Source organism: Curtobacterium sp. MCLR17_036 (assembly GCF_003234445.2).
Lineage (GTDB): Bacteria > Actinomycetota > Actinomycetes > Actinomycetales > Microbacteriaceae > Curtobacterium.
In genome coordinates this window covers 3,602,962-3,628,836 of record NZ_CP126269.1, presented here as the reverse complement: position 1 = coordinate 3,628,836, position 25,875 = coordinate 3,602,962, and the positions used below count along the sequence as shown (strand labels likewise).

General features: G+C 70.8%; 22 protein-coding genes. 16 read left to right on the top strand and 6 right to left on the bottom strand.

Going from position 1 to position 25,875, the window contains the following annotated elements; translation table 11 throughout:
- Positions 1-78: 78 nt before the first annotated feature.
- The 6 genes from DEI99_RS17150 to DEI99_RS17125 form a co-directional block, all read right to left on the bottom strand.
- Positions 79-591: a YdcF family protein gene (locus DEI99_RS17150; protein ID WP_181434433.1), complete on the bottom strand. Its 513-nt coding sequence runs from the start codon at positions 589-591 to the stop codon at positions 79-81.
- 165 nt (positions 592-756) lie between these two features.
- Positions 757-1,719, bottom strand: coding sequence for a D-alanine--D-alanine ligase family protein (locus DEI99_RS17145; RefSeq protein WP_111041758.1), 963 nt, complete (start codon positions 1,717-1,719; stop codon positions 757-759).
- Between the two features lie 51 nt (positions 1,720-1,770).
- On the bottom strand, positions 1,771-3,075 hold the full coding sequence (locus DEI99_RS17140; RefSeq protein ID WP_111041759.1) for an aminotransferase-like domain-containing protein: 1,305 nt from the start codon (positions 3,073-3,075) through the stop codon (positions 1,771-1,773).
- A gap of 151 nt (positions 3,076-3,226) precedes the next feature.
- Entirely contained in the window at positions 3,227-3,553 is a 327-nt protein-coding gene (trxA, locus tag DEI99_RS17135) for a thioredoxin (protein ID WP_071258698.1), read from the bottom strand.
- Between the two features lie 86 nt (positions 3,554-3,639).
- On the bottom strand, positions 3,640-4,626 hold the full coding sequence (trxB, locus tag DEI99_RS17130) for a thioredoxin-disulfide reductase (protein WP_071258704.1): 987 nt from the start codon (positions 4,624-4,626) through the stop codon (positions 3,640-3,642).
- 83 nt (positions 4,627-4,709) lie between these two features.
- A complete protein-coding gene (locus DEI99_RS17125) occupies positions 4,710-8,753 on the bottom strand; it encodes a DUF6049 family protein (protein WP_284180894.1) in 4,044 nt (1,347 codons plus the stop codon).
- Positions 8,754-8,881: 128 nt separating this feature from the next.
- Between DEI99_RS17125 and DEI99_RS17120 the strand changes: the two genes are divergently transcribed.
- The 16 genes from DEI99_RS17120 (at position 8,882) to dnaB (ending at position 25,801) form a co-directional block, all read left to right on the top strand.
- Entirely contained in the window at positions 8,882-10,315 is a 1,434-nt protein-coding gene (locus DEI99_RS17120) for a CCA tRNA nucleotidyltransferase (protein WP_111041761.1), read from the top strand.
- 234 nt (positions 10,316-10,549) lie between these two features.
- Positions 10,550-10,933: a 30S ribosomal protein S6 gene (rpsF, locus tag DEI99_RS17115; RefSeq protein WP_071258718.1), complete on the top strand. Its 384-nt coding sequence runs from the start codon at positions 10,550-10,552 to the stop codon at positions 10,931-10,933.
- A 3-nt stretch (positions 10,934-10,936) separates the two neighbouring features.
- The gene (locus tag DEI99_RS17110; protein WP_111041762.1) at positions 10,937-11,506 is read left to right on the top strand and encodes a single-stranded DNA-binding protein; all 570 of its coding nucleotides are present in this window, start codon (positions 10,937-10,939) and stop codon (positions 11,504-11,506) included.
- A 47-nt stretch (positions 11,507-11,553) separates the two neighbouring features.
- The gene (gene rpsR, locus DEI99_RS17105) at positions 11,554-11,811 is read left to right on the top strand and encodes a 30S ribosomal protein S18 (protein ID WP_017887834.1); all 258 of its coding nucleotides are present in this window, start codon (positions 11,554-11,556) and stop codon (positions 11,809-11,811) included.
- Between the two features lie 14 nt (positions 11,812-11,825).
- Positions 11,826-12,278 (top strand): 50S ribosomal protein L9, encoded by a 453-nt coding sequence (rplI, locus tag DEI99_RS17100; protein WP_071258725.1) that lies wholly within the window; start codon positions 11,826-11,828, stop codon positions 12,276-12,278.
- A gap of 245 nt (positions 12,279-12,523) precedes the next feature.
- A complete protein-coding gene (locus DEI99_RS17095) occupies positions 12,524-12,817 on the top strand; it encodes a WXG100 family type VII secretion target (RefSeq protein WP_071258728.1) in 294 nt (97 codons plus the stop codon).
- A gap of 72 nt (positions 12,818-12,889) precedes the next feature.
- On the top strand, positions 12,890-13,201 hold the full coding sequence (locus tag DEI99_RS17090) for a hypothetical protein (RefSeq protein ID WP_111041763.1): 312 nt from the start codon (positions 12,890-12,892) through the stop codon (positions 13,199-13,201).
- Positions 13,201-14,625, top strand: a complete 1,425-nt coding sequence (locus DEI99_RS17085) for a hypothetical protein (RefSeq protein WP_111041764.1) — start codon at positions 13,201-13,203, stop codon at positions 14,623-14,625. The genes DEI99_RS17090 and DEI99_RS17085 overlap by 1 nt, the downstream gene beginning before the upstream one ends.
- Before the next feature lie 269 nt (positions 14,626-14,894).
- Complete coding sequence (locus tag DEI99_RS17080) at positions 14,895-15,188, top strand: WXG100 family type VII secretion target (protein WP_071258728.1); 294 nt, start codon at positions 14,895-14,897, stop codon at positions 15,186-15,188.
- Positions 15,189-15,275: 87 nt separating this feature from the next.
- The gene (locus DEI99_RS17075) at positions 15,276-15,587 is read left to right on the top strand and encodes a hypothetical protein (protein WP_111041765.1); all 312 of its coding nucleotides are present in this window, start codon (positions 15,276-15,278) and stop codon (positions 15,585-15,587) included.
- Entirely contained in the window at positions 15,587-17,041 is a 1,455-nt protein-coding gene (locus tag DEI99_RS17070) for a hypothetical protein (RefSeq protein WP_111041766.1), read from the top strand. Before DEI99_RS17075 ends, DEI99_RS17070 begins: the two co-directional genes overlap by 1 nt.
- Positions 17,042-17,090: 49 nt before the next feature.
- On the top strand, positions 17,091-17,720 hold the full coding sequence (locus DEI99_RS17065) for a hypothetical protein (RefSeq protein WP_146247110.1): 630 nt from the start codon (positions 17,091-17,093) through the stop codon (positions 17,718-17,720).
- Positions 17,717-18,427 carry a hypothetical protein gene (locus DEI99_RS17060; RefSeq protein ID WP_111041768.1) on the top strand — a complete coding sequence of 237 codons (711 nt, stop codon included), beginning with the start codon at positions 17,717-17,719 and terminating at the stop codon, positions 18,425-18,427. The genes DEI99_RS17065 and DEI99_RS17060 overlap by 4 nt, the downstream gene beginning before the upstream one ends.
- Complete coding sequence (locus tag DEI99_RS17055; RefSeq protein WP_111041769.1) at positions 18,424-19,347, top strand: hypothetical protein; 924 nt, start codon at positions 18,424-18,426, stop codon at positions 19,345-19,347. Before DEI99_RS17060 ends, DEI99_RS17055 begins: the two co-directional genes overlap by 4 nt.
- Positions 19,347-23,810, top strand: coding sequence for an FtsK/SpoIIIE domain-containing protein (locus DEI99_RS17050; protein WP_111041770.1), 4,464 nt, complete (start codon positions 19,347-19,349; stop codon positions 23,808-23,810). Before DEI99_RS17055 ends, DEI99_RS17050 begins: the two co-directional genes overlap by 1 nt.
- 623 nt (positions 23,811-24,433) lie before the next feature.
- Positions 24,434-25,801, top strand: coding sequence for a replicative DNA helicase (dnaB, locus tag DEI99_RS17045; protein WP_071258770.1), 1,368 nt, complete (start codon positions 24,434-24,436; stop codon positions 25,799-25,801).
- The last annotated feature ends 74 nt before the right edge of the window (positions 25,802-25,875 follow it).

Below are 25,875 nucleotides of genomic sequence, written 5' to 3'. Positions count from 1 at the left end.
AGATCAACGCCGGGGGCGGTGATGTCTGCCGTCTTCGTCGTCGCGCAGACCATGGCGGGAGCGCCGTCCGAAGACCAGTCAGCCGCCCTCGAGCGGGACATGCGGCGACTCTGCCGGAGGTTTCACGTGGAACACGGTCCGCAGCTTCCACAGTCCGACCGCGGCGAACAGGGGCTTCAGCAGGATGGCCTCGCCGAGCTGGTAGTCCTCCGCAGCGACCAGCCGCTCAGCGAGCTCCGGACGCTGACGCGCGAGGTAGGTACGCGCTCTGGCAGCGTGGAATCCGTTCGACGCGAACGCGATCCAGTCCGATGATTCGATCCAGGGCACCGCGTTGCGGACGTTCTCCCACGTCGAACGACTGTCGGGTTCGATGGACACCGGCCCCTCCCACCCGAGAGCGTTCGCGATGTAGCCCTGCAGGAGCACCGCCTCTGCGACCATTCCGCGCACCGCTCCCCCACTGCAGAGGATCCGAGTGGCGGCGCCGGCTGTGCGAGCCGAACGTGCAGTGCGGACCGCTGTCCGGGCTCGCCAACGATTGACGACGTTGACACGATGACCGTGATTGCCGAACCCCAGGACGACCACGAGCCCGGTCGACCCCGCAGTCGGTCGAGGGAGTCGAGCGGCCTGGCGAGCGGCCCACCAGTGCACGGCTTCGCCGGATGCGAGTACCACCAGGCCCACGGCTGCCAGGGCGCCGACTCGAGATGTTCCACGTGGAACCTGTCGGGAATCCACGGTCGGGACGTCTCAGGCGTGGTGGTCGCGAATGGCCTGCTCCGCGAGTTCGGCGTAGGTCCACCCGAGGTCGAAGCCGGAAGCCGACAGTGCCTGCGGCAGCAGCGACGTCTCGGTGAGGCCCGGGAGGACGTTGGCCTCGAGGAACCAGGGGGTACCGGCCGCGTCGATGATGAGGTCGACACGCGAGAGATGACGCAGGCCGAGCGCCGTGTGTGCAGCGACAGCGGCCTCGGCGGCCGCTCCCGCGAACACCTCGGTCAGTCGCGCCGGGGTGTAGAAGGTCGTCTCCCCCGCGTTGTACCGCGCCTCGAAGCCGTAGATGCCGTTCCGCGGGACGATCTCGACGGCGGCGAGCGGGACGGGTCCGTCGCCCGTGTCGATGATGCCGACGGCGACCTCGGTGCCCCGGATGAGCTGCTCGACGACAACGTCGTCGCAGTAGGTGTAGGCGGTCACCATGGCACGCGGCAGGTCCTCGACGTCCTCGACGAGCGTCACGCCCTGGGCGCTGCCTCCGCGAGCCGGCTTCACCGCGAGCGGCACGGGGTGTTCGGCTGCGATCGCCGCCAGGACGCCGGCGGCGCCGAGCTCCCGGAACACGTCGTGGGACAAGGTCACGGACCGTGGTGTGCGTACACCCGCCCGCGCGACCAGCGCGGAGGCGGTGGGCTTGTCCCAGGCGAGGCGAGCGGAAGTGGAACGTGAGCCGACGTACGGGATGTCCACGGCCTCCAGGATGCCCCGCAGGGCCCCGTCCTCACCGGAAGCGCCGTGCAGGGCCGGCCACACGACGTCCGGGCGCGACTCGGTGAGGGCCGGCAGGAGCATCGCGTCGGCGTCGCGCAGGTCGACCTGCCAGCCGTACCCGGTGAGTGAGTCCGCGACCCGACGGCCGGACCGGAGGGAGACGTCTCGCTCGTGCGAGATGCCGCCGGCGACGACGACGACGTGACGGCGGGTGAGCTCGGCCATGCTGGGTCCTCTGGTGTGGAACGGGCTGCGCGGGGACGCGGAAAGTGCTGGTCAGGAGACGTTCGGCGGCGGAGCGCTCACCGAGGACGACTCCCGTGCGACCGCGTTCGGACGGGTCGCGGGCCCGAAGGTCTCGATGAGCTCGAGCTCGTCGTTGACCACGTTGGCCAGGCGCTTCACGCCGACGCGGATCTGCTCGGGCGTCGGGTAGCAGAACGACAGGCGGATGTGTCCGCCGCCCCGACCGTCGGCGTAGAACGCGGTGCCGGGCGTGTAGGCCACGAGCTCCTTCACCGCGCGGGGCAGCATGCCCTTCGAGTCGAGCGACTCGGGAAGGGTGAGCCAGACGAAGAACCCGCCGTTCGGCTTCGTCCAGGACAGGTCCGGCAGGAACTCCCCCAGGGCGGACAGCATCGCGTCGCGGCGCTCGGCGTAGAGTCCGCGGAAGGTGTCCACCTGGCCCTTCCAGTCCGCGGCGTCCAGGTAGGCGTTCACGACGTACTGCCCGAACGAGTTGGGCGCGAGCACGGCGGACTCGTTGGCGAGCACGAGCTTCTCGCGGATGGCGTGGGGCGCGAGTGCCCAGCCGACACGGAAGCCCGGCGCGAGGGTCTTCGAGAAGGAACCCAGGTAGACGACGCCCTCTTCGTCGATCGACCGGATCGCCTGCGGTGCCGGCTCGTCGAACCAGAGCAGCCCGTACGGGTTGTCCTCGAGCACGAGGATGTTGTTCGACCGGCAGATGTCGAGCACCTCGATGCGGCGCTCACGACTCATCGTGACACCGGCCGGGTTGTGGAAGTTCGGGATCGTGTAGAGGAACTTGATCCGCTTGCCCTGCGTCCGCAGCGCCGCGATGGCCTCGCGCAGGGCCTGCGGGACGAGGCCGAGCTCGTCGGTGGCGACGTGCACGGTCTCCGCCTGGTACGACCGGAAGACCCCGATGGCGCCGACGTACGAGGGCGACTCGGCGAGCACGACGTCGCCCGGGTCGATGAACAGCCGGGTGACGAGGTCGAGCGCGTGCTGCGACCCCGTGGTGACGACGACGTCCTCGGCACTCGCGCGGATGCCCTCGAGGCTCATGACGTCGACGATGTGCTCGCGCAGGGAGCGCAGGCCCTGGCCGCCGCCGTACTGCAGCGCCATGGCGGCGTCCTCGTTCATGACGCGGTCCAGGGAGCCCGTGACGAGCTCTCTGGGGAGCGCGGAGACGTACGGCATGCCCCCGGCCAGGGAGACCACTTCCGGGCGCGAGGCGACGGCGAACAGGGCTCGGACCTCGGAGGCGCTCAGCCCGGCGGTGCGCTGGGCGTAGGAGTCGTACCAGGGGTCGAGGCTGTTGCCGTTCGTCATCGAGTGCTCCGTTCAGTGGGACATTCCCGCCACACTACGACATCGACCTCCGGAACCCGGGCTGCTGGGTGGGGCCGATCGGCAACGGGTGGCATGCACGACGCCCCCGTCACCACGTGGGTGACGGGGGCGTCGGGTGGACCGGGGTGACCTACGCGAGGAACTCGGCGAGGTCGGCCTCGAGCGCGGGCTTCGGCTTGGCGCCGATGACGGTCTTGACGACCTCGCCGCCCTTGAAGACCTTCATCGCGGGGATCGAGGTGATCTGGTAGTTCATGGCCGACTGGGGGTTGTCGTCCACGTTCAGCTTGACGATCTCGATCTTGCCGGCGTGCTCTTCGGCGATCTGGTCGAGGATCGGCGAGACGGCGCGGCACGGGCCACACCACTCGGCCCAGAAGTCGACGAGGATCGTCTTGTCGGACTGCAGGACCTCGTCCGAGAAGGTGGCGTCGGTGACAGCCTTGGCGTTGGACATGGGTGTCCTTTCGTGTGGAGTCGGTACAGGGTGTGCAACCGGTCGGCGGGTCCCGACATTCCGGGTGCCCGCGCGGCCGGTGCGGGTCAGGCGGAGATGGTGACCGGCTCGACCGGGGTGACGCCCTCGGCCTGGTCGGTCAGGGTGTCCTCGAGGTCGGCGAGGTACTTCTCGGCGTCGAGCGCTGCGACGGCACCGGAACCGGCGGCCGTGATGGCCTGGCGGTAGGTGTGGTCGAGGACGTCGCCGGCCACGAAGACCCCGGGGACGCCGACGGCCTTCGAGGTGCGGCCCTCGACCGCGATGGTGCCCTCCGGCGCGAGCTCGAGCTGCCCGTGCACGAGGTGCACGCGCGGGTCGTTGCCGATGGCGATGAACAGGCCGTCGAGGGCGAGCTCGCTCTCGGTGCCGTCGACGGTGTCCTTGAGGGTCACACCCGTCACGGCGGAGTCACCCTGGATGCCGATGACCTCCTTGTTCCACGCGAACTCGATCTTCGGGTCGTTGTGGGCGCGGTCCTGCATGATCTTCGACGCGCGCAGGGTGTCCTTGCGGTGGATGACCGTCACCTTGTCGGCGAAGCGCGTGAGGAAGGTCGCCTCTTCCATGGCGGAGTCGCCACCGCCGACGACGGCGATGTTCTTCTGACGGAAGAAGAAGCCGTCGCAGGTCGCGCACCACGAGACGCCGTGGCCGGACAGGCGCTCCTCGTCGGGGAGCCCGAGGTGGCGGTAGGCCGAGCCGGTGGCGTAGATGACCGCGAGGGCCTCGTACGTCGTGCCGGACCCGACGGTGACCTTCTTCACGTCACCCGTCAGGTCGACGGACACCGCGTCGTCGTACAGGACCTCGGCACCGAAGCGCTCGGCCTGCTCCTGCATCTTGATCATGAGGTCGGGGCCCTGGATGCCCTCGGGGAAGCCGGGGAAGTTCTCGACCTCGGTGGTCTTGGTGAGCTCTCCGCCCGTCTCGACGCTCGAGGCGACGATGAGCGGCTTGAGCTCGGCGCGTGCGGCGTAGATGCCGGCGGTGAACCCGGCCGGACCGGAACCGATGATGATGAGCTGGCGCATGCCTGAATGCCCTTCCGTTGCGTGCTGACCGGGTCAACACATGGTACCGGCGCGGCATTCCACGCCGTACGGCAAGCGTGCGGTCAGCGGCCGAGGCGCGTGCGCAGGAGTCCGACGGCGTTCCTGATCTCGCCGTTCTTCGCGACGACGAGGACCCCGAAGTACACGACCGCCATCACCGCGCCGGTCAGGACGATGGTGATGAGCGCGCCGGTGCGGTCCGACATCGCGAACCCGCTCGGGCTGAACGCGCCGAAGAACAGTGCCACGGCGGCACCGGCGACCCCGGCCACGAGCGCGGCGACGACGAACTGCAGGTGCGAGCGGGTCACGACGGGGCCCTCGATGCTGCCCAGCTTCCGACGAACGAGGACGAGCGCCACGATCGTCTGCGCGGTACCGGCGAGGGTCGTGCACGCGGCGACCCCGATGCCGATCGCCGCGTTCGGGAGCGTGGAGGCCGCCAGTGCGCCGATCACGAACAGGACGGACTGGATGCACTGCATGAGGAACGGCGTGCGGTGGTCGTGCATCGCCCAGAACACGCGCTGCAGGATGAACAACATGCTGAACAGCACGAGCCCGGGCATGTAGGCGACGAGGACCGCACCGACCTGCACCGCGCTCTCGAAGGTCCCCTCGTAGAGCCGGCCGAAGGGGACGGCGACGACGACGAGCGCGACCGACGAGAAGACGGTGAACAGCCCGACGATGCGGAGCGACAGCGACAGGTTGCGGCGGACGGCGTCGAGGTCGCCGCGCGCGGCGTCGTGGCTCATCCGGGTGAAGTAGGCCGTCGCGATCGAGACCGCGATGATCGAGTGCGGCAGCATGAAGATGAGCCACGCGTTGCCGAGCACCGCGTTGCCGGGGCCTTCGTCCTGGCCCTTCCACGCGACGCTCGACTGCACGATCCCGGCGATCTGCGTCACCAGGATCATCGCGAACAGCCAGCCGGCGGCCGTTCCGGTCGACTTGAGACCGACGCCGCGCCACCGGAAGTCGGGGCGGAAGGACAGCCCGGCACGCTTCCAGAAGAGCGGCAGGAAGGCCGCCTGGGCGAAGACCCCGAGCGAGGCGCTGCCGGCGAGCAGGGCGATCTTCGCCGGCGTCCAGTCGTCCACCGCGGCGCCGCTGTTGCCGTACAGGGCGATGAAGACGACCAGGCCGGCGATGGCGATCACGTTGTTGAGCAGCGGCGCCCACGTGAACGGGCCGAAGACCTGCTTCGCGTTGAGGACCTCGCCGAGCAGCGAGTACATCGCGTAGAAGAGGATCTGCGGCAGGCACCAGAACGCGAACGCGATCGCCAGGTCGGTCGCGGCCGGTCCCCGGGAGTCCGAGGAGGTCGTGTAGAGGCGCACGAGCAGCGGCGCCAGGGCGGTCGCCGCGATCGTGATGACGATGAACGCGGAGCCGCCCAGCGTGACGATCTTGTTGACGTAGGACTGCCCGCCGTCGGCAGAGTCGCGCATCGAGCGGACGATCTGCGGGATGAGCACCGCGGACAGCAGGCCGCCCGCGATGAGCGCGTAGATGTTGTTCGGCAGCTGGTTCGCCACGGCGAAGGCGTTCGCCGAGGGGCTCGCGTTCTGCCCGATCGCGTACGCCAGCACGAAGGTCTTCGCGAACCCGAGGATCCGACTGACCATCGTGCCCGCCGCGAGCAGGGCGCTCGCCCGACCGAGACTGCGCTCGGCCACCGGCTCGGCGTCGACCTCTGGCTGCGTCTGGGGGGTGCTCACGGTCGGCTCCTCGGGGTCGCGCGGCGGCGCGACGGTGCTCGTCGGGGCAGCGGCGGCCGGGAGGCCCGGCGCACCTCCGGCGCGGTCGGTCACGTCCCGCAGGTGGTCGCTCCCGGACCCCGGGGTCGGCCCGGCAGCGGTCGCAGGGGCGGTCGCATGCGCGCCCGCCACGGTGGGCTGCACCGCGAGCGGCCGGTTCGGGTCGTCGTCATCGTCGTCCGGCTCGCCGTTCCGGCGACGTGCGCGCTTGCGGATGCTGCGGAAGATGCCGAACCCGAAGACCAGGACGAGGGCCGCCGCGGCCGCCGCGGTGATGAACGTCTCCCACTGGGCCTGCACGTTGAGCTGCACGACGGCGGGATCGGCGACGGCGACGCCGCTCGGGCTCGACAGCGACATCGTGAGTTCGACCGTGCCGTTGGCCACGGACTGCACCGGGACGGTCGCACGCGTCGACGACTTCGGCTGGACCTCGACCTCGATGTCGTTGCGGACGACGCGCAGGGCGGAGTTCGACGGCTGCACGAACAGGTGCACGGTCACCGGGTAGTCGGAGCGGTTCCGGATCGACACCGGGAGCGACGAGCGGTCGCCGAGCAGGGTGAGGCTGCTCGAGTCGACGATGCCGACCTTCTTCGTGGTCGCCGCCCAGGCCGCGGTGCGCGCGTCGATCGCGGCGCCGAGTGCGTCCTCGTCGCCGCGCCAAGCATTGGAGGCCAGGGCGAGCAGTCGGAGGCGTGCGGGCGCGGTGACCTGCTGCGGCGTCTCGAGGATGGTCGAGAACGCGGTCAGGCCCTGTTCGCCGCGCACGAGGCGTCGGAGCTGGTCGATGCGGTCGTCCCCGGTCGACGACCCGTCGAGGGTGAGCGACCCGGCGACGGAGCCGACGGCCGTCGACAGGTCGGACGGGGCGACCCAGGCGGTGTTCTCGAGGGCGTCGAGCGCCTGGCTGAGCCGCTCGGAGTCGGAGGGCCAGTCGCGGCCGAGGGTCAGCAGGACCGGGCTGGTCGCGGTGCCGGCGCTGGCCGCGGTGGCGAGCGTCGCGGTGAGTTCGGACATCGCCGTGGCCCACGTCTGCCGGTCCGAGGCGTCCGCGGCGGTGCGGAGCAGCCGGGACATCGTCTGGTCGGCGACGAGCACGTGGTCGTCGCCGATCTTCTCGGACGCGGCGATGGTGGTGTCCGCGCCCGCCGAGGTGTTGCCGCTGGCGACGATGGTCGTCTTCGTACCGGCCCGGCGGAGTGCCGGCAGGTCCTTCGTCGAGACGGTGCCCTCGTCCGGCCAGGCGATGGACTGCAGCGAGTACGGGAAGTCGAGCAGGGACGCGGTGGTGGGGAGCGTGGTCGTGGCGTCCGTGGTGCCGGCACCGGGCGTCGCGTCGTCACCGGGGACGGCGCTGGCGGTCGGGCTCGTGGTCTGACCCGGGGTGCCCGTCGGGGTCGGCGGTGCGGTCTCGGCGCCGGGGAAGTTCTCGTCCTTCACGGACTGGTCGAGGGAGATCGGCCCGAGGACGCCGTCCGAGCCGGCCTGCCGCAGGCCGGTGACGTCGGCGTCGGCGTACGGCAGCGCGAACGTCTCGTTGCGCAGGGACTCGAGGCGCTGCAGCCAGGTGGACGCGCTCGACGGGGCGTTCTCGCCGAGGATCCGGATCGAGGCGATGATGCGGGGGTCGACGGCGACGGCGACGTTGTGGTCCTCGGCGGCGTCGAGCTGCTGCGTCAGGGTGCCGTCGACGGAGGTCGCCGCGGCCAGGACGGCGGGGGTCAGGATGCCGTCGGTGGACTGCGGGACGGTGACGGGCATCGCGACCGAGACGCTGATCGGGGCCTGCTCGAAGTCTGGGTACCAGGTGATCGCGGAGCGGTCGACGGCGACGGTCTCCCCCGCGGTGTACTCGGCGGCGATGCGGCGTGCGCCGAACCCGGGGTACCCGCCGAGGGCGACGTTGCCGGACACGATCGACACCGAGTCGATGGTCACCGAGCGGTGCGCGGGGACGGCCGGGATCTCTACGGAGTCCATCGGCGCGCCGAGGTAACCCGTCGTGGTGGTGTCCTGCAGCCACGCGGCCAGGACGTCGCGCGTGCTCGCGGAGCGGAAGATGTCGAACTCGGCGGTACCGGCGGGCAGTGCCGCGTCGGTGTCGTTCGTGACCGTCACGGACAGGGTGAGGTCCTGGTCGCGCTGCACGACGCCGCGGTTCGCCGGGGCGATCGAGATGGTCGCCTTGCCCGCGTCGGCGGCGGCCGGGTCGGCGACGTGCGACTTCGGGGTCGAGACCTCGGCCGCCGAGGCGTGGTCGGCACTGACGGGCGCGACGACCAGGCCGAGCGCGACGAGGGTCGACGCGGCTGCGGCGAGCGTGGTGCGGAGGATCTGCATACGAGAGAGCGGGCCACGGGGTCGGTGCGGGCCGAGCACGAGTGTACGAGGGGCGACGATGAACACAGCCCGTGCGCGCGGGACCGGTGGAGAACTCCTGGCCTCGATCTGGGAGGATGAGGACCGTCATGCAGTCCGTTGCCCAGGCCGTCGAACGACTCGACGCACTCGCCGCCACCGAGCCCGTCGCCCTCCTCGCTCGGGTGTTCGCCGACGCCGGGCACGAGCTGGCGCTCGTCGGCGGCCCCGTGCGCGACGCGTTCCTCGGTCGCCCCGTGACCGACCTCGACTTCACGACCGACGCCCGTCCCGACCAGATCCTGGCGGTCGTCGAACCGATCGCGACCACCACGTGGGACGTCGGGCGGCAGTTCGGCACCATCGCCGCCCTCGTGCGGGGCGAGCAGGTCGAGATCACGACGTACCGCAGCGACGTCTACGACGGCGAGACCCGCAAGCCCGAGGTCGCGTTCGGCGACACCATCCAGGACGACCTGCTGCGCCGCGACTTCACCGTGAACGCCATGGCGCTGCGGCTGCCGGCCCGCGAGCTCGTCGACGTGCACGGCGGCGTCGAGGACCTGTTGGCCGCGCGCCTGCGCACCCCGCAGGCCGCCGTCGTGTCGTTCCGCGACGACCCGCTCCGGATGATGCGTGCGGCGCGGTTCACGGCGCAGCTCGGGTTCACCGTCGACGACGACGTCCGCGCCGCCATGCACGACCTCGTCGACTCCATCGACATCGTGTCCGCCGAGCGGGTGCGCGACGAGCTCGTCAAGCTGCTGAACACGGGCGACCCGGTGCCCGGCATCCGCCTGCTCGTGGACACCGGCCTCGCCGAGCGGGTCCTGCCCGAGCTGCCCGAGATGCGGCTCGAGATCGACGAGCACCACCACCACAAGGACGTCTACGAGCACTCCCTGACGGTGCTCGAGCAGGCCATCGGCCACGAGGCCGAGCGGCACGCCGACGACCCCCCGGACACCGTGCTCCGCCTGGCCGCCCTGCTCCACGACATCGGCAAGCCCGCGACGCGCAAGCTCGAACCCGGCGGCGCCGTGAGCTTTCACCACCACGACCTCGTCGGCTCGAAGCTCGCGAAGAAGCGGCTGCGGGCCCTGCGCTTCGACAACGACACGATCGCCGCGGTGTCACGGTTGATCGAGCTGCACCTGCGCTTCTTCGGGTACACCGAGGGCGCCTGGACCGACTCCGCCGTGCGCCGCTACGTCCGCGACGCCGGCCCGCAGCTCGAACGGCTGCACGAGCTCACCCGCTCCGACGTCACCACCCGCAACCGCCGCAAGGCCGACCGCCTGGCCTTCGCCTACGACGACCTCGAGGCACGGATCGCGGTGCTCGCCGAACAGGAGGAGCTCGACGCGATGCGTCCCGACCTGACCGGCGACGACATCATGCGGATCCTCGACATCCCGCCGGGCCGTGCCGTCGGTGACGCGTACCGGTTCCTGCTCGAGGCCCGGATGGACGACGGCCCGCTCGGTGCGGACGTGGCCGAGGCCCGCCTCCGCGCCTGGTGGGCGGCCCGCGACGCCGGCTGACGGGCTCGCCCGCAGTCTCCGGAACCAGGTTCCGGACTCCGAACCGCGCGATTCCACGGTGTGGTGTCCGGAACCTGGTTCCGCGAGCCGACCCACAGGCCGGTGGCGCGCCTCCAGGCAGTCCGCTAAGCTTGCGGGGTTGTGCCCGCGCTCCTGCGCACCGGTACACATGCATCAACCCTCCTGTCCCGGGAACTGCCCGGGGCCGCTGAGACCAGAGGAGGTGGGTTCCGCATGCACCAGTACGAACTGATGGCGATCCTCGACCCCGAGATCGACGAGCGCACCGTCGCTCCGAGCCTGGACAAGTTCCTGGCCGTGATCCGCAACGACGGTGGCACCGTCGACAACGTGGACGTCTGGGGCCGTCGCCGGCTCGCCTACGAGATCGCCAAGAAGTCCGAGGGCATCTACGCCGTCGTCGACTTCACGTCGACCCCCGAGGCCGCCAAGGAGCTGGACCGTCAGCTCGGTCTCTCCGAGGCCGTGCTCCGCACGAAGGTCCTCCGCGCCGAAGAGGGCATCGCGCAGGTCGCCGCCCAGAAGCAGCGTGACGAGGCGCGTGCGGCCCGCAAGGCCGCCAACGCCTCCCAGGCCGCGACCGCGAGCGCCGAGTAGCCCGTGGCCGGCGAAACCGTCATCACGGTGGTGGGCAACCTCACCGCGGACCCCGAGCTGCGCTACACGCAGAACGGGCTCGCCGTGGCGAACTTCACCATCGCGTCGACCCCTCGCACGTTCGACCGTCAGGCGAACGAGTGGAAGGACGGCGACGCGCTGTTCCTCCGTGCGAGTGTGTGGCGCGAGTTCGCCGAGCACGTGGCGGGGTCGCTGACGAAGGGCTCGCGCGTCATCGCGCAGGGCCGTCTGCGTCAGCGTTCCTACCAGGACCGTGAGGGTCAGCAGCGCACGAGCATCGAGCTCGAGGTCGACGAGATCGGCCCGTCGCTCCGGTACGCGACCGCCCAGATCACCCGCGCAGCGGGTGGCAGCGGCGGTGGCCGTGGTCAGGTCGGCGGGGGCAACTCCGGCGGCGGCAACGGTGGCTGGAACGGCGGCGGCAACACCGGCGGCGGTCAGTCGGACGCGCCCTGGTCCCCCCAGGGCGGCCAGCAGGGTGGCGGGAACGCACAGTCGAACGACGTGTGGTCCACCCCCGGCGGCAACTTCGACGACGAGACCCCGTTCTGATCCTCAGCGATCCAACGGACACAACTTCTTCTTCTTAAGGACACACAATGGCTGGAAAGAGCACCGGCGATCGCCGGAAGCCTCGCGGTAAGGGCGGCAAGAACGCCGCTCCCGCGAAGTCGATCAAGGTCGGCGTCATCGACTACAAGGACGTCGCGACCCTTCGCAAGTTCATCTCGGAGCGTGGGAAGATCCGCGCCCGTCGCATCACCGGCGTCTCCGTCCAGGAGCAGCGCCTCATCGCCCGTGCCGTGAAGAACGCCCGTGAGATGGCGCTCCTCCCCTACGCCGGCTCCGGCCGCTGATCGGAGGTCGACACATGTCGAAGCTCATCCTCACCCACGAGGTCTCCGGCCTCGGTTCCGCCGGTGACGTCGTCGACGTCAAGAACGGCTACGCCCGCAACTACCTCATCCCCCAGGGCTTCGCTGTCGCGTGGTCCAAGGGCGGCGAGAAGCAGGTCGAGTCGATCCGTGCTGCGCGTACCGCGCGCGAGCTCGCCACCATCGAAGAGGCACAGGACCTCAAGATGAAGCTCGAGAACGCCACCATCCAGCTGTCGGTCAAGGCCGGCAAGGACGGCCGTCTGTTCGGCTCCGTCCGTCCGGGCGACGTCGCTGACGCCGTCCAGGCGCAGGGCGTCGGCTCGCTCGACAAGCGCAAGGTCGAGGTCCCCGCGACCATCAAGACCGTCGGTGACCACGAGGCCACCGTGCGTCTGCGCGAGGACATCACTGCCGTGATCTCGCTCAAGGTCGTCGCCGCCAAGTAGCGCGACCTCGTTCCGTCGGAAGGCGGGTCTCCCCTCTCGGGAGGCCCGCCTTCCGTCGTTCCCGGGCGTCACGTCGTCGACACGGCTGGTTCTCCTGCCCGACGCACGTTCTTCTCGTGCGCGCACCGCTGGTGGAAGTTGCGGTGAACACCACTTGAACACCCCCGTTCGGGGGTCGAGGAGCCGATAGCGTCATCCCGGCCTCCGGACCCGGGGGTGTCGAACACCGTGAACAGGAGCAGGCCATGCCCAACTTGAACGTGACCTACGGCGAGATGCAGGACGCCGCGACCCGCCTCGTCAACGGCGAGCAGGACATCACCTCGAAGCTGCGTGAGCTGAAGTCGCTGGTCGACTCGCTCATCTCCGGCGGCTACGTGACCGACCAGTCGTCAGTCGCCTTCGGCAACTCGTACCAGGAGTTCAACGACGGCGCGACGAAGACCATCGAGGGTCTCGAGGGCATGTCGATGTACCTCAACAAGGCGTCCGAGGCGCTGCAGCAGACCGACCAGGAGCTCGCGAACGCGATCAAGTAGTCGGTCCGCCCGGGGTCGCACGCGTGGTGACCCCGGGCGCCCTCCGCGTCCAGCCCACGACCGGGAGCACCCATGGCAGACCTCATCATCACCCGCGCCGTCCTCGAGGACTCCGCGACCAAGCTGCAGCACATCTCCGACGAGCTCGAGCACCAGAGGTCGGACGACCGTGCCCTGACCGAGATCTACGGCCAGCACGACGTGCAGAAGGCGATGCACGACTTCTCCGGTGACTGGAAGATCCACCGGAACAAGATGAAGGGCGCCGTGAGGGACCTGCACGACAAGATGCAGAAGTCCACGGAGCACTGGACCGAGCTCGAGACGGACCTGACGGACAAGCTCGACACCGAGGCGCAGCCGACCGACGGGCAGGCCGCCTGATGCCGGCACGCGGTGGCAACTGGGCGTTGCTGCACGAGGGGTCCGACCCGATCGTCGCGGACGTGCCGACCGTGCACGAACTCGTGAACTACTACACGACGATGGCCCAGGAGATCACCTCTGAGGCGGACGTCCTCCGCAGGATCGGCGACGGCGACGAGTCGCAGTTCAAGGGCGAGTCCGCCGACGCGGTCCGGAAGAAGAGCAAGGAGGTCGCCGAGTCCCTGCAGCGGATGTCCGGCCGGTACGACGCGATCCGCGACGCCCTGACCGGCTACCTGCCCGAGCTCGAGACGGCACTGACCGAGTCGGCAGCCGCCCTGCGCGACGCCGAGGACGCCTCGGCCGCCGGTGCCCGGGCCGGCGCGATGCCCGACCCCGGCCAGGGCCGCGCGCAGGACGCGCCGCCGCTGACCGACGACGAGCAGGGGGCGATCGACGCCAAGGCGCGCGCCACGAGCAGCGCGAAGGACGGCGCCGACGCCGCGGTCGCGCGGTTGCGGCGGGCGGTCGACGGGGTGGACGCGGCCGGCAAGGCAGCGGCGTCGACGATCCGGGCCGCGTGGGACGACGGGCTGCACGACACCCTCGGCGACAAGATCAAGGCGTTCTTCTCGAAGCTGCTGAAGATCCTCGTCAAGATCTTCACCTACATCGGCATCGCCCTCGCGGCCCTGGCGATCCTCATCCCCGGCGTCGGCATGCTCACGTTCATGGCGGCGGTCGCCGCGGCGGTCACGCTCGTGCTCAACATCACGCTGGCGGGGATGGGCGAGGGTTCGTGGCTCGACGTCATCACCTCGGCGGTCGGGGTCGTGCTCGTCGGCGTCGGCGCCGGACTCACCAAGGTCGCGTCGCTGGCGAAGACGGCCGGACTCGGCAAGGGGATGCAGGGCTTCGCGAAGACGAACCTCGACAAGATCAAGAAGCTGCAGGACGTCCGGGCCGTCGCGATCAAGGACACCCTGCGTGACCCCGGCGCGCTGCGGACCGTCACCACGATCAACCGGCACATCAACCGGCTGACGGACGCCCGCATCGCGACGATGGGGAAGAACACGCTCGGCGGCTTCAAGGAGAAGCCGAACTGGTGGCGGCCGAACCGCGCGCTCTGGAACGACGACAAGGCCAAGATCCGCGACGTCTTCGCGAAGGACGGCAAGGGCTGGCAGTGGCAGCGCCTGATGAGCGTCGACCGGCAGATCGAGATGGACGCCATGAAGGTCGCCATGAAGCGCGACCACGGCGTCGACATCGCCGCCCTGCCGAACTGGCACAAGTACGCCGCCGGCGGGCGGGTGGTGGCGAGCTGGATGAACACGTTCTCGTACGGCCAGGGCATCAAGCCGACCGGGTGGGGCTCCGACCAGGAGCGGGTCCCGGGCTACAAGGACGCCTCGGGGCAGCTCGTCCACGGGTTCTGACGGACGTCGGGTGTCCCCCGTCGGGGGGACTCTCGCCGTCCGCGGACCCCGCGACACGCCGATGACCAGGATTTTCGTGCATCGGTGACATGTGAATACCGACGGGGATCGACCGCGCGGTGCTGCCGGAATACTGGAATGTGCACATCGGTGTGCACGGCTCCGGCACCCGCTGCTGCGAAAACGTACCCCGCGAAGTGGTTCCGGCCTGAAATAACCTCGGTCCTGTCCCTCGACCGGGGGGTGCAGACGAACAGCAGGAGCAGGCCATGCCCAACTTGAACGTGACCTACGGCGAGATGCAGGACGCCGCGACCCGCCTCGTCAACGGCGAGCAGGACATCACCTCGAAGCTGCGTGAGCTGAAGTCGCTGGTCGACTCGCTCATCTCCGGCGGCTACGTGACCGACCAGTCGTCGGTCGCCTTCGGCAACTCGTACCAGGAGTTCAACGACGGCGCGACGAAGACCATCGAGGGTCTCGAGGGCATGTCGATGTACCTCAACAAGGCGTCCGAGGCGCTGCAGCAGACCGACCAGGAGCTCGCGAACGCGATCAAGTAGGTCCCACCGCAGCGGTCCCGGCCTCGTCGACACCGACGGGGCCGGGGCCGATCCGGTTCCGATCCCGTTCACCGACCAGGAGCACCCATGGCAGACCTCATCATCACGAAGGCCGTCCTCGAGGACTCGGCCGCGAAACTGCAGCACATCTCCGACGAGCTGGAGCACCAGAAGTCCGACGAGCGCGAGCTCCAGGAGGTCTACGGCCAGCACGACGTGCAGAAGGCGATGCACGACTTCTCCGGTGACTGGAAGATCCACCGGAACAAGATGAAGGGCGCCGTGAAGGACCTGCACGAGAAGATGCAGAAGGCATCGGACAACTGGGCGTCACTCGAGCAGGACCTGCACGACAAGCTGTCCACCGAGGAGCACCCGGCCGACGGGCAGGCCGCCTGATGCCGGCACGCGGAGGGGACTGGGCGCTGCTCGGGGAGTCCACGGACCCGGTGATCGCCGACGTCCCCGTGGTGAACGACCTCGTGCACTACTACACGACCATCGCCGACGAGATCACGAGCGAGGCCGCCGTGCTCAAGAGCATCGGCGACGGCGACGAGTCGCAGTTCAAGGGCGAGACCGCGAACGCCGTCCGCAAGAAGAGCAAGGAGGTCGCGGAGTCCCTGCAGAAGATGGCCGGGCGCTACGAGGCCATCCGCGACGCCCTGACCGGGTACGTGCCGAGCCTCGAGCAGGCGCTCGACGAGTCCGCGGCGGCCCTGCACGACGCCGAGGACGCCGCGGCGGCCGGGGCGCGGGCGAACGGGATGGCCGACCCCTCACAGGGCCGTGCGTCGGACGCCCCGCCGCTCACCGACGACGAGCAGGGCCAGATCGACGCGAAGCACCGGGCCGAGACGTCGGCGAACGACAGTGCCGACGCCGCGAAGGCCCGCCTCCGGCGCGCGGTCGACGCCCTGAACGCCGCGGGCAAGGCCGCCTCGTCGACCATCCGCGGTGCCTGGCACGACGGGCTGCACGACACCCTCGGCGACAAGATCAAGGCCTTCTTCTCGAAGCTGCTCAAGATCCTCGTCAAGATCTTCACCTACATCGGCATCGCCCTCGCAGCGCTGGCGATCCTCATCCCCGGCGTCGGGGTCCTCGCGATCATGGGTGCGGTCGCGGCCGGGGTGAGCCTGGTCGCGCAGATCGGGCTGACGGCGCTCGGCGAGGGCAACGTCTTCGACCTGGTGATGGCGGTCGTCGGCGTCGTGACCCTCGGCGTCGGCGTCGGCGTCACCAAGGCGACGTCGGTCGCGGTCAGCAAGGGCATCACGGCGAGCAAGTCGGCGGTGCAGAACGGCCTGAAGGTCGACCTGGGGAAGATCTCGAAGCTCCGGAACGACGCCATCGGCGGGTGGCTCACGAAGACCAAGAGCCTGGACGACGCCCACGACGCACTGCAGGTCGCCGACAAGCTCGACGGCGACGTGACGCAGATCGCGATCAAGCGGATGGACGACGTGCTCGACAAGTTCAAGGACAACCCCATGTGGTGGAACCTGTCGAAGTTCGGCACGGTGTTCCGCAACGACGTGGCCATGGTCCGGAAGCAGTTCGGTTCCGACCTGTTCACCCGGCAGGGGTTCACTGGTTGGGCGGAACGCATCGGCGGCGTGGACTTCCAGATCCTGCGCAACGACCTGAGCAAGTGGGGCGGCGCGAACGGGATCGGCACGCTGGCGTCGAGTGCGCCGAAGTGGCACACCTACGTGAACGGCGGCCTGAGCGTCTGGGGCCGCAACTACTCGATCGCCGGCCTCGTCCTCAACCCCGTCGGTGACGGCGCCGACACGAAGCGCCCGTGGACCGACGACTGGAACGCGACGAAGCACCCGATCTCCGTCTGAGCCGGGGACCCGCCCGGCCCGACGTCACCCGAGACAAGCAGTGGAGCACATGACCCCGACACCCGTCCTCACCTCGCGCATCGACGTCGAGATCCCCCAGTGGCTCGTCGTGCCGGACACCGAGGGCGCGACGCCCGCGTGGCGCGCCGAGGTGCTCGAGCTCTTCGCCGCCGTCGTCCGCGTGGACGACGCGGCGGAGGGCGAGGACCGCGTGTTCGACGACGGCCGACAGGTCGACCCGGTCGCGGCGCTCGACACCCTGCTCGAGTTCCGGGCGGCGCTCGGCACCGAGGGCCGCCTCGTCGCGGGGCTCGGTGTGCCGAACCGGTGGCCGCTGCCGGTGGTGGTGTCGGTCGGCGTGGCGGAACCGGGCGGCGAGAGCCTGCTCGAGCTCGCGGGCGCAGAGGGCGGGCTGCCGGTCGAGCGGCCGGCCGTCGACGAGCTGCCCGAGCACGTGGGCGGCGAGGGGCCGATCGTCACCCGCTACGACCTCGACGACAGCGGCGCGATCTGGGCCACCGTCTGCGCCGTCCGTCGGGAGACGCTCACCGGGGCCGACGGGCCGGTGGACGTCGACACCCGCGTCCTCTGGCGAACCAGCGACCTCGACGTCGTCCCCGTCTTCGGTGGGGAACTCGTCGGCCTGATCGGAGCCATCCGGAACGAGGTGCACGCATGACCGACCTGACCGCGTCCTTCTTCATGGTCGTCCCGCCGGGGTGGGCGCGTCTGCCCGCCCGCGAGGAGGACCGCCAGGAGCTCGGCGCGGTGGTCCGCGAGGTCATCGCCCGCGCGCTCCCCGACGACCTGCCCCGCGACCGGGCGGAGCCCCTGCGCCAGGAGATGCGCAAGCGGCTCGTCGCCACGGTGGCCGAGGCCGGCGACAACGGCGCGACGGCGGTCTACCTGCCCGTGCAACCCGTCGACGGGTACACGCCGCCGGTGTCGATCATCGAGACCGAGGCGGAGGACGAGTCCGAGGAATCTCCGGAGCAGGTGATCGCCCAGATCCTGGCGGACGCGCTGCCCGACCGGCGCGACGACGAGGACCCGGGGATCCGCGAGGTCGACGGCGGGATCGCCGCGCGGACCGAGACCGTCATCCGTCGCGCCGACCCGGCAGCGGAGCTTCCGGAGCTCGGCGCCGAGCTGCCCGTCGTGGACGACCGGCAGGTCGTGTACACGATCCCGGTGCCGCACCGTCCGGGGCGGTGGGTCGTCCTGTCGTTCTCGGCGATCAGCCTGCCCGAAGCCGACGACCGGCTCACCGACGCCCTGGTCGCCCTGTTCGACGCGATCGTGACGACCTTCCGCTGGACCGACGTGCCCGGGGTGGAGCCGACCGCGCTGGAACGTCGGCTCGCCGAACTCGGGGGCGCCGCGTGAACTGGTCCTTCGTCGAGCCGCAGTCGCACCTGCTGCTGACGATGGCGGTCGTGCTGTTCCTCGGCGCGCTCGCCTTCGTCATCCCCACGATCGTCGCCGTCCGTCGGCGGACCGCGACCGACGCGCTCGCGTGGGCCGACCAGGTGCGTCGCGACCCGGCAGCGCCGTGGGCCGTCGACCGGGTGCTCCGCTCCGTCGACGCGTCGTGCGCGAACGCCGGGGTCGTCTTCCCCGGAGCGGTCCGGATGACGGTCGGCACGACGGTGCGGCTCGACCTGGCCTCACCGACGATCGCACCGCCGCAGCCGTGGACGGCCACGCCCGACGGACGGTCCTGGACCGCGCCGATGTGGGCGCTGCAGGCCGTGCCGCTCGTGGCGGCGGCGCCGACCGAGTTCGCCACCGTCGTCTCGCTCGGCACCGACGGGGACGAGACCGTCCTGGTCGACCTGCGCCGGGTGCGCGGGGTCGTCGCGCTCCGCGGGGAGCGCCCGGCCCGCGCCGCGTTGCTCCAGCGGATCGTCGACCAGGTCCGGACCGATCCGTGGGCGACCGGGACGGCCGTGCTCAGCGTGGGCGGCGCGTCGGACGCGGGCACGGCGGTGTCGGTGCGCGACGCGATCGCGGCCGTCACGGCGGACGCGACCCCGGGCCTCCTGGTCGTCGCCCGCGTGCCCGCCGGCGCGGACGGCCGCGAACTCGTCCGGCTGCTCGAGCGGCCCGGCGGTCGCTGGGCGTGCGTCGCGGCCGAGCCGCACACGCTCGCGCGCTGGACGCTCGAGGTCCGTCGCGACGGGACGCACGTGTCGGACGTGCTCGGGACGGTCCAGTGGACCGGGCTCGGGCTGTCCGTGCCGCTGGCGGCATCCGTCACCGCCGACACCGTGACCGAGCGCGACGGCGCCGAGGCGGACGCCTGATGCGCGTCGTCGTCACCGTCGTCGACGACGTCACCGGCGAGTCGTCGGACGTCCTGGTCGACGCGTCCGGACAAACCCCCATGCGGGGTGTCGTGGACGCGCTCGCCCGCCGGACGGGCGGTGCGCCGATGCCGGCGGACGCGCCGGACGGCGACGTGCCGTTCGCACGGAGCGGCCTGGTCGACGGTGCGGTGCTGCACGTCGGCGGCGCGGACCGACCCGAGTCCGAGCGCGGCATCGTCCACCTGCTCACCGTCGGCGGTGTGGACGCGGGACGAGCGCGCCGGCTGTCGCCGGGCACGTACCGGATCGCGGTCGCCGACGACGGCGCCCCGGTGGTCGGTGCGGACGCCGACGAGATCGCCGGTCTGGAGGCACGGATCGCCTTCGACGGCACCGTGACGGTCCGGCAGGCGGAAGGCTCCGGAGTCGTAACCGGTCCGGCAGGTTCGGTCACGCCGACCCTGGAGCAGGAGCCGGTCGGGGCGGAGTGGGTGCCCTGGATCCCCGACGCCCTGGTCCGGATCGGGGACACGGCCCTGACGATCCGCCCGGTCGCCGTCGTCGACCGCATGCTGCTCCGCCCGCCGGACTCGGGACAGCTCGACTTCAACCGGCCGCCACGACTGCTCCCGCCGTTCCTGACGACGAACTTCCGGATCCCGAAGCCGCCGGTCCCCCCGCAGCGCTCGGCCATCCCGTGGATCATGGTCTTCGTGCCGGCGATGTTCGGCATCGTGATGGCGACGGTCTTCCACTCGCCGTTCTACCTGCTGTTCGCGGCGATGACGCCGATCATGGTGGTCGGCCAGACCGTCACCAGCCGGCGCACCGGCAAGAAGAGCCACCGCAAGCAGGTCGCCGAGCACAAGCAGCGCGTCGCCGCGCTCGAGGCCGCGATCGACGCCGCCGTGCTCGCGGAACGCGACCAACGGAGGACCTCGGCGCTCGACGCCGGATCGCTCCGGGTCGTGGCGAGCACGCCCGGCCGACGCCTGTGGGAGCGGCGACCGTCCGACACCGACCACCTGCACGTCCGAGTGGGCATCGGCGACCTGCCGTCCACGGTGACCGTCGTGGACGACCGCGACCTCGACGGTCTGGCCGACGTGCCGCGCACGACCCTCGGCGTCCCGGTCACGGTGCCGCTCGCCGAGGTCGGCGTGCTCGGGATCGCCGGCGCCGGGGACGCCCCGCGTGACCTCGGCCGGTGGGTGCTCGGGCAGCTCGCCGTGACGCAGAGCCCGCGCGAGGTGCAGTTCGTCGTGCTCACCGCGCAGCAACACATGCCGGCGTGGGCATGGACGACCTGGCTGCCCCACGTGCGGCCGACGGCGGGCCAGGAAGCCCTCGCGCTCATCGGCGCTGACGGTGAGTCGATCGGCCGGCGGCTGGCCGAGCTCACCCAGGTGCTGGCCGAACGCCGGGCGGAACGCGCGAAGAACGGGATGAACCGCTCCCGGTTCTCCCCCGAGATCGTCGTCGTGCTCGACGGCGCCCGCCGACTGCGCGCCATGCCCGGCGTCGTCGGCCTGCTGCGCGACGGCCCCGCGTGCGGCATCCGCCTGGTCTGCATCGACGACGAGGAGTGGCAGCTCCCCGAGGAGTGCGTCGCCACCGTGACGCACCGCACGCCGACCGAGCTCGTCCTGCGCCGCCAGCTCGCCGCCCCCGTCGAGCTCGTCCTGGCCGACCGGGTCCGCGACGACTGGTACGACGACGTCGCGCGGGCGGTGTCCCCGCTGCGCGACACGAGCGGCTCCGACGGCGACGGGCTCGTCCCCGACGCTGCACGGCTGCTCGACGTCGTCGACCTGCCGCAGCCCGACGGGCGCCTGGTCGCCGACCGCTGGTCGGAGGGCGGTACGAGCACCTCGGCCGTCGTCGGCGTCGGCATCGACGGGGCCTTCGAGCTCGACCTGGTGAAGGACGGCCCGCACGGCCTGGTCGCCGGCACGACCGGGTCCGGCAAGTCCGAGTTCCTGCAGACGCTCGTCGCCTCGCTCGCCCTGCGGAACCGCCCGGACCGGATGACCTTCGTGCTCGTGGACTACAAGGGCGGTGCGGCGTTCAGCGTCGCCTCCGACCTGCCGCACACCGTCGGCCTCGTCACCGACCTCGACCAGCACCTGGTGGAACGTGCGCTCCGGTCCCTGCGTGCCGAGCTCACCCGCCGCGAGCACATCCTGGCGGCGTCCGGCGCGAAGGACATCGAGGACCACGAGGCGCACCTGGAACGCGGCGGCGCCGGCGAGGCGATGCCCCGGCTCGTGCTCGTGATCGACGAGTTCGCGGCGATGGTCACCGAGCTGCCCGACTTCGTCACGGGCCTCATCGGCATCGCCCAGCGCGGGCGCTCGCTCGGTGTGCACCTCATCCTGGCGACCCAGCGGCCCGGCGGGGTCGTCGGCCCGGACATCCGCGCGAACACGAACCTGCGCGTAGCCCTGCGCATGACGGACTCCGGGGAGAGCAGCGACGTCATCGACGTCGCCGACGCTGCACGGATCCCGAAGAGCGTGCCGGGGCGTGCGTACGCGCGCCTCGGGCACTCGTCGGTGGTGCCGTTCCAGTCGGCTCGCGTCGGCGGTCGGTGGGCCGGCGAGGAGGACCCGGCCACGGGCCTCCCGTTCGTCCGCGTGCTCGACTGGCGGGACTTCGCGACCGCACCGCCCGCCCGACCGGTCCGGAGCGACCGCGCGACGGCCGCCACGGACCTGTCCGTCCTGGTGCAGGCGATGGTCGACGCCCGGGACCGGCTCGGGATCGGCAGCGTGCACAGCCCCTGGCTGCCGCCGCTGCCCGAGCTCCTGCCGCTCACCGAGGTCGCGTCGGCGTCGGTCGGCGACCGCCGTCGGGCGACCGCCGCGACCGAGAGCCTGCGGTTCCCGTTCGGGCTCGAGGACCTGCCGGACACCCAGGAGCAGCGCGCCGCCGAGATCGACCTGGCGAAGTTCACCCACCAGTTCGTCGTCGGTGCGCCCGGGTCCGGCCGGTCGTCGGCACTGCGCGGGATCGCGGCGTCGGCGGCGCGCTCGATCGCGTCGTCGGACCTGCACCTCTACGCCATCGACTGCGGCAACGGTGCGCTCGCCTCGCTGCAGCAGCTGCCGCACTGCGGAGCCGTCGTGCAGCGCACGCAGGTCGAGCGCGCGACCCGGCTCGTCGACCGGCTGACGCGCGAGATGGCCCGTCGCCACGACCTCATCGCGGCGGCGTCCGCGGCCGACATCACCGAGCAGCGACTGCTCGCCGCGGCCGGGGAGCAGCTGCCGCACGTGCTCGTGCTCATCGACCGGTGGGAGAACTTCACCACCTCGCTCGGCGAGGTCGACGGCGGGGTCCTCACCGACTCGATCCAGTCGATGCTGCGCGACGGCGCCGCCGCCGGCATCCACGTCGTCGTCTCCGGCGACCGGACGCTGCTGTCGTCGCGCATGTCGACGCTCACCGACGACAAGATCGTGATGCGGCTGACCGACCGGCTCGACTACTCGCTCGGCGGGATCAACCACCGGAAGCTGCCCGCGTCGATCCCGGCCGGACGCGGCTTCCGCGCCGACTCCGGCATCGAGGTGCAGTTCGCCACCCTCGGCACGGACGTCTCCGGGCAGGGCCAGACCACCGCCGTGCGGGACCTGGCGAACGAGCTGCGCGCGGCCGCACCCGTGCCGCCGTCGCCGCGGCCGTTCCGGGTGGACGCCCTGCCGAAGGACCTGGACCTCGACGGCGCACTCGAGCTGTCGTCGGCGCCGGAGCCCGCACCGATGGTCGCCGTCACCGGCATCGGCGGCGACGACATGGAGCTGCAGACCGTCGACCTGTCCACCGGAGGCGGCACCTTCCTGGTCGCAGGTCCCTCGCGGTCGGGCCGGTCGACCATGCTCGCCGCCATGGCGCGCTCGTTGCTCGTCGGTGGGACGACCCTCGTGGCGCTCGCTCCGCGCCAGGGAGCGGTCCGGGACCTCGCCGGACTGCCGGGCGTGCGCGCGGTGTTCACCGGCGACGACGTCACGCAGGAACAGCTCGAACCCGTGCTCACGCCGGACGGCACGCCCGTCGTGCTCGTCGTCGACGACGGGGAGCTCCTCATCGACTGCTCCGCCGCACGGTGGCTGCGCGACTGGGGGCGGGCCGCCGTCGACAACCGGCAGGGCATGCTGCTCGGCGGCAACACGACGGGGCTCGCGGCGGGCTTCGGCGGGTGGCAGGTCGACGCGAAGAAGAACCGGCGTGGGGCCCTGCTCTCGCCGCAGGACACGCTGGCCGGCGACCTGATCGGCGTGCGGATCGCCCGGTCATCGATCTCGACGCGGATCGTGCCCGGCTCCGCTCTCGTCCACCTCGGGACGGGCCTGGCGTCGACGCTGCAGGTGCCGATGGTGTCGGCGACGACGCGGGCTGGCTCCGCGGGGGCCGCGGGGACGCGGGCGGAGTCGGCGGCCTCGTCGCTGGCTGGGTGATCGGCAGCGTCGGTGTCAGCGGCGTCGGCGGCGTCGATGTTCGCTTCGGTGTCGGTGGTGTCGGTGGTGTCGGTGGTGTCGGTGGTGTCGGCGTCGGCGTCGGTGTCGGTGTCGTCCGAGTCGGCATCGGTGTCGTCCGCGGTGGCTTCGTCTGCGGGTTCCGCGTCCGATGCCTGCGCGGGCTGAGGACTCCGCTGGGCGGTTACTTCCGGCGGGGGTACGCGCCCGCCTGGGAGCCAGCCGGGAAGGTTCTCCCCAAGCAGCGGTTTGTCAAGTCGTTTTACACAGTGGAAACGTCAAATCGGAACCTTCAACTGCACGTTGAACCCCGGTTGTCCACACACAGTGTGGAAACGAAAACCCCCGATGAAACAGTCGAAAGTATGTTCCCCAGGCCTACTTTCCACACCTCTCTCCACAGTTGTGCACACACTGTCCCGGCGTGTTCGGCGCGTCCTCCACAGAGTTATCCACAGGGGCGTTTTGTGGGGATAACTCTGGCCCCCTACGTTGGCCCAGCGACCCGGACCCAGGGGTGTGGTGTCGGACGTGGGCGGTAGAACGTCGTGTGGAGCTGGACGGTCGTGGGCCGGACGGCGTGGACCGAACAGTAGGGAGAACGTGTGTCGATCGCGCATCTGGACCCGGCGCCGCAGGACTACGCCGAGCGCGGCGGGATGGAACGCACTCCCCCGCACGACCTGCTCGCCGAGCAGTCGACCATCGGCGGCATGCTCCTGTCGAAGGACGCCGTCGCCGACGTCATCGAGACCGCCCGCGGCGTCGACTTCTACGTGCCCAAGCACGAGGTCATCTTCGACGCGATCCTGTCGCTCTACTCGCACGGCGAGCCCACCGACGTCATCGCCGTCACCGACGAGCTGACCAAGACCGGCCTGCTGTCCCGCGCCGGCGGTGCCGAGTACCTGCACAGCGTCACCAGCATGGTGCCGACCGCCGCGAACGCCGGCTACTACGCCGGCATCGTGGCCGAGAAGGCCGTGCTCCGCCGTCTCGTCGACGCCGGCACCCGCATCGTGCAGATGGGCTACGCCAGCGAGGGCGAGGTCACCGACCTGGTCAACAGCGCCCAGGCCGAGGTCTACAACGTCGCCGGCGGGGTGCAGACCGAGGACTACGTCCCCCTCACCGACGCCATCTCCGCCGCCCTCGACGAGATCGAGGCCGCGAAGGGCCGCGACGGCCAGATGACCGGCGTGCCCACCGGGTTCGCGCAGCTCGACGGCCTGACCAACGGGTTCCACCCCGGTCAGCTCATCATCATCGCCGCGCGCCCCGCGCTCGGGAAGTCAACGCTCGCGCTCGACCTCTGCCGCGCGGCCGCCGTCAAGCACAACGAGACCGCCGCGTTCTTCTCGCTCGAGATGGGGCGCGCCGAGATCGCCATGCGCCTGCTCTCCGCCGAGTCGAGCGTGCCGCTGCAGAACATGCGCAAGGGCACCGTCGACTCCCGCGACTGGACCACCATCGCGCAGACCCGCGGCCGCATCAACGACGCCCCGTTCTTCATCGACGACTCCCCCAACATGACCCTCGTCGAGATCCGCGCCAAGTGCCGCCGCCTCAAGCAGCAGCACAACCTGCGCATGGTCGTCATCGACTACCTGCAGCTGATGACCTCGGGCAAGAAGGTCGAGAGCCGCCAGCAGGAGGTCTCCGAGTTCTCGCGTGCGCTGAAGCTCATGGCGAAGGAGCTCCAGGTCCCCGTCGTCGCGCTGTCCCAGCTGAACCGAGGCCCCGAGCAGCGAGCCGACAAGAAGCCGCAGATCTCGGATCTGCGCGAGTCGGGATCGATCGAGCAGGACGCCGACATGGTCATCCTGCTCCACCGTGAGTCGGCCTACGAGAAGGACAACCCGCGCCAGGGCGAGGCGGACCTCATCGTCGCCAAGCACCGCAACGGGCCGACGGACACCATCACGGTGGCGTTCCACGGGATGTTCTCGCGGTTCGTGGACATGCCGCAGTAGGGGGTTGTCGCCGCGCAAACAACTTGTCTCCTTCGCGCAGAACTTGTCGCCGATGGCTCCTATGAGTTCCAAGG